The organism is Paenilisteria rustica (genome assembly GCF_013820765.1).
In the GTDB taxonomy this organism is placed as follows: Bacteria; Bacillota; Bacilli; order Lactobacillales; family Listeriaceae; genus Listeria_A; species Listeria_A rustica.
The window spans coordinates 186,831-198,999 of sequence record NZ_JABJVM010000005.1 but is presented as its reverse complement, the minus strand read 5'-3'; the positions used below and the strand labels follow the sequence as shown (position 1 = coordinate 198,999).

The 12,169-nt window shown below is 40.3% G+C and carries 13 protein-coding genes; 11 read left to right on the top strand and 2 right to left on the bottom strand.

Translation table 11 applies throughout. From position 1 onward, the window contains the following. Positions 1–79 precede the first annotated feature (79 nt). The 8 genes from HPK16_RS07155 to HPK16_RS07120 all read left to right on the top strand — a co-directional run bounded on the left by HPK16_RS07155 (position 80) and on the right by HPK16_RS07120 (position 7,150). Positions 80–1,117 carry a hypothetical protein gene (locus HPK16_RS07155; RefSeq protein WP_181676315.1) on the top strand — a complete coding sequence of 346 codons (1,038 nt, stop codon included), beginning with the start codon at positions 80–82 and terminating at the stop codon, positions 1,115–1,117. Positions 1,118–1,148: 31 nt separating this feature from the next. Next, positions 1,149–1,475 carry a hypothetical protein gene (locus HPK16_RS07150; RefSeq protein ID WP_181676314.1) on the top strand — a complete coding sequence of 109 codons (327 nt, stop codon included), beginning with the start codon at positions 1,149–1,151 and terminating at the stop codon, positions 1,473–1,475. A 101-nt stretch (positions 1,476–1,576) separates the two neighbouring features. Then, positions 1,577–2,968: a branched-chain amino acid transporter BcaP gene (gene bcaP, locus HPK16_RS07145; RefSeq protein ID WP_181676313.1), complete on the top strand. Its 1,392-nt coding sequence runs from the start codon at positions 1,577–1,579 to the stop codon at positions 2,966–2,968. Between the two features lie 121 nt (positions 2,969–3,089). Next, positions 3,090–4,079, top strand: coding sequence for a Kiwa anti-phage protein KwaB-like domain-containing protein (locus HPK16_RS07140; RefSeq protein WP_181676312.1), 990 nt, complete (start codon positions 3,090–3,092; stop codon positions 4,077–4,079). Positions 4,080–4,103: 24 nt separating this feature from the next. Further along, positions 4,104–4,646 (top strand): hypothetical protein, encoded by a 543-nt coding sequence (locus HPK16_RS07135; protein WP_181676311.1) that lies wholly within the window; start codon positions 4,104–4,106, stop codon positions 4,644–4,646. Between the two features lie 380 nt (positions 4,647–5,026). After that, a complete protein-coding gene (locus HPK16_RS07130; protein WP_181676310.1) occupies positions 5,027–5,317 on the top strand; it encodes a hypothetical protein in 291 nt (96 codons plus the stop codon). Continuing rightward, a complete protein-coding gene (locus tag HPK16_RS16780) occupies positions 5,317–6,825 on the top strand; it encodes a TNT domain-containing protein (protein WP_246369303.1) in 1,509 nt (502 codons plus the stop codon). The genes HPK16_RS07130 and HPK16_RS16780 overlap by 1 nt, the downstream gene beginning before the upstream one ends. A 1-nt stretch (position 6,826) precedes the next feature. After that, entirely contained in the window at positions 6,827–7,150 is a 324-nt protein-coding gene (locus tag HPK16_RS07120) for an Imm59 family immunity protein (RefSeq protein WP_181676309.1), read from the top strand. A gap of 294 nt (positions 7,151–7,444) precedes the next feature. On the opposite strand, the gene HPK16_RS07115 is transcribed toward HPK16_RS07120, so the two are convergent. Next, complete coding sequence (locus HPK16_RS07115) at positions 7,445–7,990, bottom strand: PadR family transcriptional regulator (protein ID WP_181676308.1); 546 nt, start codon at positions 7,988–7,990, stop codon at positions 7,445–7,447. 150 nt (positions 7,991–8,140) lie between these two features. On the opposite strand from HPK16_RS07115, the gene HPK16_RS07110 reads away from it, so the two are divergent. Together HPK16_RS07110 and HPK16_RS07105 are read left to right on the top strand one after the other, a co-directional pair. Continuing rightward, the gene (locus HPK16_RS07110) at positions 8,141–9,340 is read left to right on the top strand and encodes an MFS transporter (RefSeq protein WP_181676307.1); all 1,200 of its coding nucleotides are present in this window, start codon (positions 8,141–8,143) and stop codon (positions 9,338–9,340) included. A gap of 13 nt (positions 9,341–9,353) precedes the next feature. Continuing rightward, complete coding sequence (locus HPK16_RS07105; RefSeq protein WP_181676306.1) at positions 9,354–9,773, top strand: universal stress protein; 420 nt, start codon at positions 9,354–9,356, stop codon at positions 9,771–9,773. 51 nt (positions 9,774–9,824) lie between these two features. Here HPK16_RS07105 and HPK16_RS07100 read toward each other — a convergent pair whose 3' ends face one another. Continuing rightward, a complete protein-coding gene (locus tag HPK16_RS07100; RefSeq protein ID WP_181676305.1) occupies positions 9,825–10,670 on the bottom strand; it encodes an alpha/beta hydrolase in 846 nt (281 codons plus the stop codon). 252 nt (positions 10,671–10,922) lie between these two features. Here HPK16_RS07100 and allC point away from each other — a divergent pair, with 252 nt between their 5' ends. Then, a complete protein-coding gene (allC, locus tag HPK16_RS07095) occupies positions 10,923–12,152 on the top strand; it encodes an allantoate deiminase (protein ID WP_181676339.1) in 1,230 nt (409 codons plus the stop codon). The last annotated feature ends 17 nt before the right edge of the window (positions 12,153–12,169 follow it).

The window sequence follows — 12,169 nt, the reverse complement described above, 5'->3', positions numbered from 1 at the left end:
GAAAACTTTTTTTTACTATTGAAGATATTTGGAAAACTAGGTATGATGGAGGTTATAATATTTTTAAAAGGAGAGGCATATGGGGAAAATAGAAGGAATTGAGAAGTTAGCAGATGAGTTAGAGTTTGACGTGATTCCGAATGCGAAATCGGTGTATGAGGTTACTTTTGATTGGGAGTATAGTGAGGATGGGCCGGAAGATTTATTGGCTATTTGTGGGAATGATGTAGCGACGATTATTATGGACTCCGATAAGCATTTGGAGGAAGTGTTAAAAGAACGTGGGACGCCGTATCATTTTATTGGGTATCAAATTTTTGTGCCGTTTCCGAGTTTGCGCGATGCAAGCTTTTTGATAGAAGGTTTTTATGTAAACAAGGGTGTTGAGCATATGTCGGTATTTCTGATGAAGGAATGTCAGCCTAAATTGGCTAAAGTTCAGCGGAAAAAGAAGATGGAGTGGCATCCTGAATATCACTTGCAGGACGATGCGGTTTCGTTATTCTTGATGGATGATCAGCGTGTAGCACTTGTTTGTGCGCAGGATGATGATACGGCTAAGAACTTTATAGAGGTTCTGAAAAAACGCATGGCAGGGGAACGAGTGCCTTTAATTGAAAGGATTGAGGAGGCTGCGACGCTAGAAATTCCGGATGAACTTCTGGTGGATTTAAAGCTACCACCAGCATCCCAATTTAATAATGTGACTGGGCAGTTGTTATCTGATGCATCAATCATTAAGACATCGCGAGCACGTGATGAGATCGATGCTATCTATGAGGACGAATTAGTACAAGTCATTACGACGGAAGATTTGGATGATTTTTTCAAAAAGGAGAAGATTCCGTTTCAAAAGCAGAATGGTTGGCTGGTATCTAGTGCGATTCCAGAGGCGAAGCGGAAGTCGGTATTATCAAAGTGCCATAATGAAAGTTTGACGGATACATCCTATTTATTTTATGGTAGCGTGCCGAATGTGAGCTATGAAAAGAAGCAGAATCAGAGTTTTTGGAATAAATTGCTGACGTCTTATTATTATCCGGTTTTTGAATTGAATAAGGGTGGTAAATGCGTGGTACTGGCTCTGGATGGGCAAGTCGCGATTTGCTTGGAATAAAATAGATAGAAAGAATAGGGGAGCAAGGGATATGGATATTATTTTAGTGGCGATTATTGCTTTTTTTACGTTAGTTTTTGGATATTATGGGAGTATGGTGGGTTATTTTTGTGTGACTGGGAGGCCTGCGAAAATAGATGATGTGATTTTTTTGAAGAAAACGAAAGCGTACCTTCGTGCAGAAAAAGTGGAGCCGGCGAGACTTTTTAAAATGAAGCTTGCGGTGATTGTACAGTTTGTGGCTTTTATATTGTTGGCGATTGTTTATTTCACGACAGATGGTGGGAGCATCGCTTTGATGTTTATTTTTGGAGGGATTTATTTAGGAACGAATGCTTTTATTGCTAAATTGATTTAGGGATTAATGACAAGGGGAATTAGTTGGGTAATTTTCTACCAACTAAGGTTGAAGTAGTCCGAAAATTATGCTAAAATCGTGTATAGGAACGGAGGAGTTTGATGAAAAACACTAATTCATTTTTCAGAAAAAAGAAATTTCATTTAGAAACGAGCGGAGAACATCATTTGAACAAGACTCTCGGAGCATTTGATTTAACGATGTTAGGCGTTGGGGCTGTGGTTGGGGCAGGTATTTTTATTTTGCCAGGTCAAATTGCGTCTATCACTGCAGGACCAGGAATCATTATTTCATTTATTATTGCAGGATTAGCTTGTTGTTTGGCAGCACTTTGTTATTCGGAATTTGCTTCTAAATTACCGATTGCGGGTAGTGCGTATACATATAGTTACCATGTGTTCGGCGAAGGAATCGCATGGATACTAGGATGGTCGCTACTACTAGAATACGGACTTGCGGTGGCAGCTGTTGCAAGTGGTTGGGCGGCTTATGTGAAAAGCTTGCTGGCCGGATTTAGTCTTCATATTCCAACCGCTATATCGGGTTCTTACAATCCAGATAACGGTACTTATTTTGATTTGTTGGCATTCATTATTATCATTGTTATTGGTATTTTACTGAGTTTAGGAATTAAAGAATCTACGCGTGTCAATAATATCATGGTGCTTATCAAGGTTGCCGTGGTTGTCCTATTTATTGTCGTAGGTGTTTTCTATGTAAAACCAGATAATTGGACACCGTTCTTGCCGTTCGGATTTAGCGGTGTTATCACGGGAGCATCGATGGTATTCTTTGCTTATATCGGTTTTGATGCAGTCTCAACAGCATCGGAGGAAGTGAAGAATCCACAACGCAATATGCCAATCGGGATTATTTCTTCGCTCGCGATCTGTACGATATTGTACATTTTGCTATCAGGTGTTTTGACAGGAATCGTGCCTTACGCTGATTTAGAAGGCATTAGTGCTCCTGTAGCATTTGCACTTCAAGCTATCGGGCAAAATTGGTTCGCAGGTCTCTTATCACTTGGTGCGATTGTAGGGATGACAACAGTTATACTCGTTATGTCGTACGGTGGAACACGTTTGTTGTTCGCAATGGGACGTGACGGATTGTTGCCAGCAAGTTTTTCTAAATTAGGAAAACGTAATACGCCAGTTCGGAACACACTTATTTTTGCGATTGCAATGGGCCTTGTGTCTGGTGTGGTACCATTGGCGCAACTGGCGGAACTAATTAACATCGGAACATTGTTCGCATTTTCGATGGTTTCACTAGGAATTTTCTTCTTACGCAAAAATAAAGATTTACCAACAACTGGTTTTAAAACACCATTTTACCCAGTTGTACCAGCGTTATCATTCCTATTGTGTGTGTACTTGATCTTAAATCTTTCCGCGATTACATGGATTTCCTTTGCGATCTGGTTCGTAGTTGGATTGGCAGTGTACTTTGTTTATGGAAAACGGCATTCTAATTTGAACGCTAAATAAAAACAGTCAAAGAACCCTTGAAAGAGGGTTTTTCTGATATTAAAATCTATTTATTAGCCTATTTTATTTGAATAGGTTGTTTTTTCCTGCTATAGTGAAAATAAAAAGGGTGGTAGGGAAGATGGACATTAATGAGATTTATAGCAGTATTGATAGTATCAGAGAGGATATTATTGGGCATGTTGAGCTTTATTTAATGGAAAATGACAGTGGTAAACGAGTGTACTATTTTGTTGATACGGGTAGTGTACAAGAAGAAGTGTTTGAAATGGTTATGCAGTCATTGAGGCGCTTAAAAACTAAACAAGTTGATCAGCAACCGTACGATTTAATATCGGTAAATGGTATTCACTATACATTGGCACTTAGCGGTGAGGAAAATGATTATGATGAGGTTAGTAATGTATGCAAAATAATCTGTGATTATACAAATGAGACTGATGAATCTTCAATTATGAAGGATTTAACAGATATAAATTTGAAAAATGTAAAAGCTTATTTAGTAAAAGTTAAATTGAAAGGAAGAACTTATATTTTTGGTTCCGAAGTTAGTAGTCTGGCAAAAATTAAGAGAACAGGCTTTCTTGCGAATTTGTCAGATCATAAATTGAAGAGGCTAGAGAGAGATGACGTAGTTGGTTTTAATTCGGAGGTAGGTATTATTGTAGATACTGATAATGTTTTAATTATAAAACCACAACTATTTGAGACTTTATTCGATATTGATGTGGTTATTGAAAAGAAAGCGGCAACAACTTTCAAAAACTTAAAAGAAATTAGTGAAAAATTTTCTGAAAAAGATATCGTTCATATAAGAAATATAGAGAAAATTTTAGTCGCAGCAAAAGCAAACAAAAGAATAAATAAGAGACTAGCTAAGGTCAACAAAGAAGAAGGATTAATTAATGCTTTGTTTGAAAATATTGAGGCTGTTTGGTTAGTTCTTGAGAGCAAAGAGTTTAAAGATGAATTTTCAAGCATAGAGTATGACAAAGAATCTAACACGATTACGATTACTTCGGGGTCAATTGATAAGTTTTTAACGCTACTATGCGATGCACCATACGAAAGTATTATTGGAAAGAAAAAAAGACTAGATAGAGCGCGCTAATTTAAAACGAAGGTGGGATGTGCCATGTTTAAATGGATGATGTTTATATCTTCATACTTGCCTTTATACTTCTTGATTACAATAATTAATATTCCAAAGATTATCGATCTTAAAGATAATTTTTCAATTATCACAGTTGGTTTTCTAGGAACTATAGGTGTACTTTTTATTATATCGGTAGGAGCTCTGCTATATATATTTGTGAAAAAACCAGAAAGGACAGTCATGATAAGCAGTTATGAAAAACTTGATGATAATTTGATTAGTTATATCATGACATATCTAATCCCATTGCTGTCAATTGATTTAGATAATGTCTGGAATATGATTGCTAATCTTTTTTTGTTCCTCATGATAGGATTAATATACACAAAGTACGATCTTATATATTTAAATCCGTTTCTTTCCTTGGCAGGGTTCTATGTATACAGAACTAAATCAGATAAGTATGTTATTACAAGAGTGAAGTTAACGGTATTAGAGATTATGAAGGAGAAGGAAATAGAGATAGGTTCATTTCGTTTAGCTAATGATGTCTTTGTATATAAAAAAATCAAGCCTAAGTAAAGAATGGGCATATTCTAATCGTAAGAATACCCAGATTAGGTCGAATTTTATAGTTCATGATACTATTAAAGAGTCTTTGAAATTTTTTAAAGGCTTTTTAAATTTCTTTGCATTTGGTATAATAAATATTGGAAGATACTAACACGAGAGGAAGTGTCCTATGCCACATTACGAACAAGTTCGACATGCGATATCTGCTAGAAAGCATACTTTAGAGAGCATCATAGACTGTATAAAAAATAGAAAAAACGGGATTCAAGATGAAAACCACGAAGCAGAGGAAAAAATGATACATAGGCTTAATCAAGTCGAATCGGAAGCCAAAGACATGCTTTCTCACTGTGAGCAGACAGAAAATGCTTTACGGAGGGAGATATGATATGTCAACGCAAATTGATATTGACACAGCTTGGGTTTTGAAACAATTAAAAAAGGGCGAACAAGCCGTATCAGATTTTAAAGCCGAAGCCACAAAGATTCAACACACCATGGACAGATTGAATAAGCAAGTTTCCCCTGATTTTATGACACGTTATATTGAAGTGAAAGAAGGATTAGTGACAGAAATAAAAGCGGATCAATTTACGAAATTAAAACAGGCTTTTGTGGATAGCCAACTAGCGGTACATGCATTTATCGAAACGGATGCAAAGCTAGGAGGCGAAGGCTAATGGATTTTAAACTAAACATGGGAGAATTGGAAGATGTATTGACATCGCTCCATAAAATGAAATCGAGCTTAGAAACGTTAGACCGTGTGTTAGTTAACGTACAAAATGCCATCGCTCAACAACAAGGGAAATTAACCGAAGCGTTGACAATGGAATTTGGCGCCCATCGAGACGACATTTCTCGACAACAAGGAACGGTAACAAAACTGTTTACGTATTTAGAAAACTATGTGAATGATTTGAAAGACATAGATAGCCCAACCTATCGCAATCAGGATATGCTCATTGATGCGCGTGGCCTTCAAAAAGCGGCTGAAATGCAGGGATACGCTTTAGATGATGCCAAAAGCGAGGTATTCCGCGTGTCACAGCCAAGCATTGAGCGAATACCAGATGATCCAGACGCACTTTGGGTCATGCGGCATAACCAAGGATTGATGGAAGATTTAGATGATTATTTAAGGCGAAAGTTAACGCAATTACAGCAAAATGAAGGTGAAGCGATGCACCGGATTAGCCAAGATATGCGACGGCTCATGGAAATGGATCGCGCACATGCCTCTAAAATAGAGGAAGATTACCGCCAATATGATCGAAATAAAGTACGACAAATCGGTGCTTCGACGAGAGATTCTATTTTCGGATTTGGAAAAAGGGCGATAGAAAGTTTGAAACATCCGGAGAAACAACTTGAAAGTATCGCCATGTTGATGAAAAATTTAAAAAGTGATCCATCAGGAACAATGGGAATGTTTTGGGACGGTATCGTATCTAGCTATTTAGAGCCCTATAAAAAGGGCGATGCCTATGGATTGGCCAGCACTACTATATTTTTGACTAGTATGTTCGGAATTACGAAAGGAATTAATGATTTCAGCAAGATAAAAAACGTGAAAGAAGTCAGTGCCAGCTCTGAGGTTAATGTGTTAGATGAGGAAGTTAGGGCAGTTTTAAAGACCTTCACGCCAAAGAAAATCGTTTTAGAAAATGGTGAAATAGCATATGAATCCAAATGGGGAGTCCTTGTTCGCTCACCTAAGTACCTAGATGAGTCAGGGGAAATAAAATGGCCAGAAGCAAACGGATTTATGGTTGATAAAGCTGGAAAAGCGATTACAATAAATGCTGATTTGAAGGCGGGACAAATTATTGATAGGTACGGAGATTCTGGGGGTACATTTGTGAGTCCAATGAAAAACGGTAAGCCGTTAGATTATGATACCAGAGGCCTGCCGTATCCAGAGAGTGTGAAACCGTATTATAAATATGAAGTGATAGAGAATATTAATTTAAAAAATGTACAAAATGCATACAATAAACTTGATGATTCTCTGAAAACTAAACTAGACGTAGACATGGAACAATATGCATTTACGCTTGAAGATATAGCGAACCCTCAAGCTGGGAAAGTTGCAGAAGTTTTTGGTGCTGGTGGTGGCACACAAATTAAATTTGGCACCGCTGTTCACTGGTATGAGAAACTGGGATTATTGAAGGAGGTAAAATAAATTGAAAAACAATAAGATAGAGGACAGAACTTTGCTAGAAGAAGATATAAAATTACTAGGATATGAACAGATGAGGTATTCAATATTTGCTGGTGAGGATGTTAATAGGCAAGAGTACCAAGTTAGAATAGAGTGTGTCCAAGATGGCTTTGAGGTCTACACAACAAGAGATAGAGCATCTGTTACGGGCAAGTACTCATTTGAAAATTTTGAGGATGCGAGGAATAAATTTATAAGGTTATTAAAACTAATGGTTCTATCAAACCAAGAATCTGTAGAAGAGGGAGAACGACCAGTGTATTCATCACCTTTATGGGATAAATAGGAGGATGGAGCGCCGCCGAGGATATGAGCTTAAACATTGAGCAGCAAGTATTTGTTAAGCTATAAGGATAATGGCTAACAGATGAAAGCGATGGGAGTGTAAAATAAACTGTGTAAATAATGAATCCTAGGTTCATTATTTACACAGTTTTTCGTGCGCCCAGCATGCGCAAATGCTAGGTGGTGAAAGTCCACTACAGGCTTGGCAGTAGGAACTCTATTTCTTAATTACACACTTTTCTTGACAAACCCAAAGCGATTGAATGACTTGGAACTAGTCGCTCAATCGCTTTTTTCATATCTTATCGAACGAACTATGATACAAATCCTCGGCCCAGTCACACCATGCGAGTTCCTGGGTACAAAGATCATCACGGCGTTTTACAATTAAATAGCGGCCAAATGAATTGCGCCATTCTTCTTTTCGTGTCGGGTCATTTTGCAAAGTTTCCAGTTCCTCGAGCTTCGGTTTATTAATCGCTGCTCTTTTTTTGTAGTGTCTGCGGCGGTCGTTGAAGAGTTGGGCGACAGTGCTTTTTTCCATTAGTGCGATGACGTAAATTTTGGCTAGGAATTCATCACGGCTAATTGGCTCGGCGGTTTCTTCTAGCACCCATTCGCTGACGGCCAGGATGCCTTTTTCAGTTAGGGAATAGATTTTCTTTGTGGTATCAGGATCAGCCTCAAAGTGGACGTAGCCTTCTGTTTCCATTTTACCGAGAACGGTGTAAATTTGGCTGTGATGTGCTTGCCAGAATAATTCCATATATTGCTTTAATTCATAGCCCGTGCAGGATTTGCGGGCGAGCATGCATAGCAGAACGTAACTTAATGTATTCAATTCGAACCCCTCCAACGCAACGTTTATTCGTTTAGTATACCATATCCTATTCTGAAATTTAATGTAAAAATAAACATGTCAATATTGACATAATTATCGAATTAGGAGTATACTTTAAAATAGGTTAATAATCAAACAGGAGTGGTAAACGTGGTAGAAGGAAAAGTTGCATTAAAAAAAGAAGATGGTGTTTTGAAAAGTTTGCTGCATCAGCCTAAATCGGCGTTAGCGGTAGCTTTTTCATGTGTGGTCGCCTTTATGGGAATCGGACTTGTCGATCCTATCTTAAAATCCATTTCGGAGCAGCTACATGCGACGCCGGCACAAACATCGTTATTATTTACGAGTTATATGCTGGTAACAGGTATTGTGATGCTGTTTACTGGATTTATATCGAGCCGAATCGGGGCAAAAAAGACATTGCTTATCGGGCTCGTCATTATTATTATTTTTGCAGGACTCGGTGGATTATCGCAATCCGTTGGGCAGTTAGTTGGGCTCCGGGCTGGTTGGGGACTCGGGAATGCACTCTTTATTTCGACGGCGCTGGCAACAATTATTGCGGTTAGTTCAGGCGCGACGGAAAAAGCGATTATCATGTATGAAGCGGCGATGGGACTTGGTATGTCGGTCGGTCCGCTGGTTGGTGGTTTGCTTGGGAGCATCACGTGGCGTGCGCCATTTTTTGGTGTAGCGACTTTAATGGCGATTGGATTTGTGGCAATTATCATGTTGCTCGATCCGATACCAAAGCCAAAAGTGAAATCGAAATTCTGGGATTCACTCCGAGCTTTGCGTCACAAAGGCTTACTTGTCACAGGTTTAACAGCGCTATTTTATAATTTCGGATTCTTTACGTTGCTCGCTTATTCGCCATTTTTGATGGTTGGATATAGCGCGATTCAAGTCGGATTGGTATTCTTTGGCTGGGGTCTGATGCTCGCGATTTCTTCGGTTTTTGTAGCACCTCGATTGGAAGAAATATGGGGGACAAAATTGGTGATGATGGGCGCACTGGCGTTTTTTGCGATTGTCTTAGTCGTGATGGGAGTTGGCGCGAATGACAGTACGGTTATTTCTGTGTGCATCGTGATTGCTGGGTTTTTCCAAGGGATTAATAATACGTTGATTACGTCGGCGGTGATGGTCGTTTCGCCGGTGGAACGTGCGACGGCGTCCTCGGCTTACAGCTTTATTCGGTTTACGGGTGGTGCAATCGCGCCGTGGTTGGCTGGAAGTTTGGCCGTTTGGTTCAACCCACACGTGACGTTTTATGTCGCAGGATTCGCCGTACTCATCGGGATTATTATTTTGCTTGTAGGAAGAAAAGCGTTGGCAGCACTTGATTAATGGAGGGATTAAGATGAAATTAGCGGTATTAATTGCAGACGATCAACTGTCTAAAAAAATCGTGACAAAAACGGTGGCGCTGTGTCAAGAGTTTGCAGAAGCGCCAGAAATCACGCTGATTCATGTCGTGAATGACAAAGCGATCGCGGAAGATGTGGAAGTTGGCGTGGACGTATCGGAAAGTTTAGAGGAAGATGCGCAGAAAATGCTTGCGGAAAAAGGCGCGATGTTTGGTGAGGCAGGACTGGTTTATAAAACGGCAATCTTGAGCGGTTTCCCAGCAAAAGAAGTGACGAAATATGCAGGCGAAGTAGGGCTGGATATGTTGGTTATGGGTCATCATGATTTGTCGATCGTTCAGAAAATGACGATTGGTAGCGTCGCGAAAAAAGTCGTCCAGCACGCAGAATGTCCAGTATTATTGATTAAATAAAAGCTAGTAGGAAGCTCACGTATGACTGTCGTGATTTTCCTACTAGCTTTTTTATTTATATTCTTCTAAAAAACGTAACGCTTGTTTGTAGGCCGGCAAGCCGTCGTCGATGTTGGCATCAAAATCATGCTCCAAATTCTGTATGGTGAAAAGCTCATTTTGGAAAGTAGTCTTTGCGATTTTTTCAGCTTCGGTGTATGGCACATCTTTGTCAGTCGTACTGTGCGCGATGAATACTGGTGGTAAAAAGCTGAAATCGCGCATGTCTTCAAGGGAAAATGCGTCGATATCGGCGTCTTGATGTGGACCGAAAACTTCATCGAGCCACTGCCCGGTTTGGCGGCAATATATGTACAAGGCGTAGCGCTTTTCGATGAATCCTTCTGCGAGTTCCATTTTGCCCGTTAAAGCGGTTTTTAAATCGGCTGGAATCGTTGGCAGTTTTGCATAATGCGGATTCGGATTTTGATACCAGGAACCGCCGAGTGAGGCGTAGCCGTAGAAGGACAACACAGCATCGGCATTTGGAAGCGTCGCGTCGGCTGCGGCTTGTAGGGCAAGGTAAGCGCCAGCGGAACGCCCAAATAGGATGAACGCGTTCGCAACACCAAACTCCGCGCGAGCATTGGCTTCAAACCAGAAAATAGCATCTTGCACATCTTCGTAAATCGCGGGAAGCTTTGTTTCTGGTGCCAACCGATAATCAACCGCGAAAAAATGATACCCGGCTTCGAGAAAAAGGTTGCGGTACGTTTCTGGAAGATCATTGCGAAGTCCCCAAATGAGGCCACCACCATGAAAATAAATAATCGTTTTAGCTGCATCAGGACGCGGACTTGGATAGAAATCACCTTTTAGCGCCAAGCCATTTTTTTCGGCAAAAATAATTGTTTGCAATTGGGTCATCTCCTTTGTTATTCTTCAAAGACAGCATACACTAGATTTCCCGTGAGCTCAATGATTTATGATTGGGTACGTGGAATCTATATAATCACTATCAACAATTTAGCCCCCTCAATTAGTCATAATGAACAAAAGGCGGACAAGGTTTTTATCGCTTTTAAACGATGCATTCAGAACTTGAAACGCTTACACTTTAAAGAGTAGAGAACAAGAAGGATAAATCAGATGAAGGGTGGACTTTTAACGATGGACAAAATTTTTCAAGATGTAGCGGACAATGTGGCTTGGCTTTCGGGGATTGGCGCAGATCCAACTGGGGGAACGACGCGGTTGCTTTACTCGGATTATTGGGTGGAGGCGCAGCAGGGCGTGAAGAAAAAAATGGACGATGCGGGTTTTACGACGTATTTTGATGATATCGGCAATCTTTTTGGTCGCGTGGAAGGGTCTACATACAAGGATGAGACGATTATGTCGGGTTCTCATATTGATACGGTAGTCAACGGCGGGAAATTGGACGGTCAGTTCGGTGTCTTAGCTGCGTATCTGGCAATTAAATATTTGAAGGAGAAACATGGCCAACCGCTGCGGAATTTGGAAGTTATTTCGATGGCGGAAGAAGAAGGCAGCCGCTTTCCATACGTTTTCTGGGGAAGCAAGAACTTCTTTGGACTTGCTAATAAGGATGAGATGGCGGACGTTGCCGATTTTGAAGGTGTGAAATTCGTGGATGCAATGCATGGCGCTGGTTTTGATTTCCGCGATGAAACGAAGCCGCTGCGTGATGATATTAAGGCGTTTGTTGAGATTCATATCGAGCAAGGTAAAGTGCTGGAAAATGAGGGCAAGGCGGTTGCCGTGGTGAATAGTATCGCTGGTCAAAGACGTTATACGATTGTGCTAAATGGCGAATCAAATCACGCAGGAACAACGCCAATGAGCTATCGGAAAGACACGGTTTATGCGTTTAGTAAAATCGTGACGCAATCCATTGATAAAGCGAAAAAAATTGGCGATCCACTCGTGCTTACTTTCGGAAAAGTAGAGCCGAAGCCAAATACGGTGAATGTGGTTCCTGGTGAGACGCTATTCACGATGGATTGTCGTCATACAGATGAGGCAGAATTACACAGTTTCACGGCAGAAATTGAGCAAGATATGAAAACAATTTGTGCAGAAATGGGCATCGATATCTCGATTGATTTGTGGATGGACGAAGCGCCAGTGCCGATGGATCCACATATCGTGTCCGTATTAGAAGGCGTTTGTAAAAAAGAAGGACTCAATTACCGCGTGATGCATAGTGGCGCAGGTCATGATTCTCAAATTTTTGCACCACGCGTACCAACAGCGATGTTCTTCGTGCCAAGTATCGGCGGTATTAGCCACAATCCGGCAGAGGATACAAAAACGGAAGACCTGGTTGAAGGCGTTAAAGCATTGACTGAGGCATTATACGAATTAGCATATAAATAAACAGGGAGTGAATCAAA

Bases quoted from the DNA above. Each gene is read 5' to 3' on its own strand.
- HPK16_RS07135 (WP_181676311.1), top strand. From the start codon at position 4,104: ATGTTTAAATGGATGATGTTTATATCTTCATACTTGCCTTTATACTTC.
- bcaP (WP_181676313.1), top strand. From the start codon at position 1,577: ATGAAAAACACTAATTCATTTTTCAGAAAAAAGAAATTTCATTTAGAA.
- HPK16_RS07155 (WP_181676315.1), top strand. From the start codon at position 80: ATGGGGAAAATAGAAGGAATTGAGAAGTTAGCAGATGAGTTAGAGTTT.
- HPK16_RS07130 (WP_181676310.1), top strand. From the start codon at position 5,027: ATGTCAACGCAAATTGATATTGACACAGCTTGGGTTTTGAAACAATTA.
- allC (WP_181676339.1), top strand. From the start codon at position 10,923: ATGGACAAAATTTTTCAAGATGTAGCGGACAATGTGGCTTGGCTTTCG.
- HPK16_RS07105 (WP_181676306.1), top strand. From the start codon at position 9,354: ATGAAATTAGCGGTATTAATTGCAGACGATCAACTGTCTAAAAAAATC.
- HPK16_RS16780 (WP_246369303.1), top strand. From the start codon at position 5,317: ATGGATTTTAAACTAAACATGGGAGAATTGGAAGATGTATTGACATCG.
- HPK16_RS07140 (WP_181676312.1), top strand. From the start codon at position 3,090: ATGGACATTAATGAGATTTATAGCAGTATTGATAGTATCAGAGAGGAT.
- HPK16_RS07150 (WP_181676314.1), top strand. From the start codon at position 1,149: ATGGATATTATTTTAGTGGCGATTATTGCTTTTTTTACGTTAGTTTTT.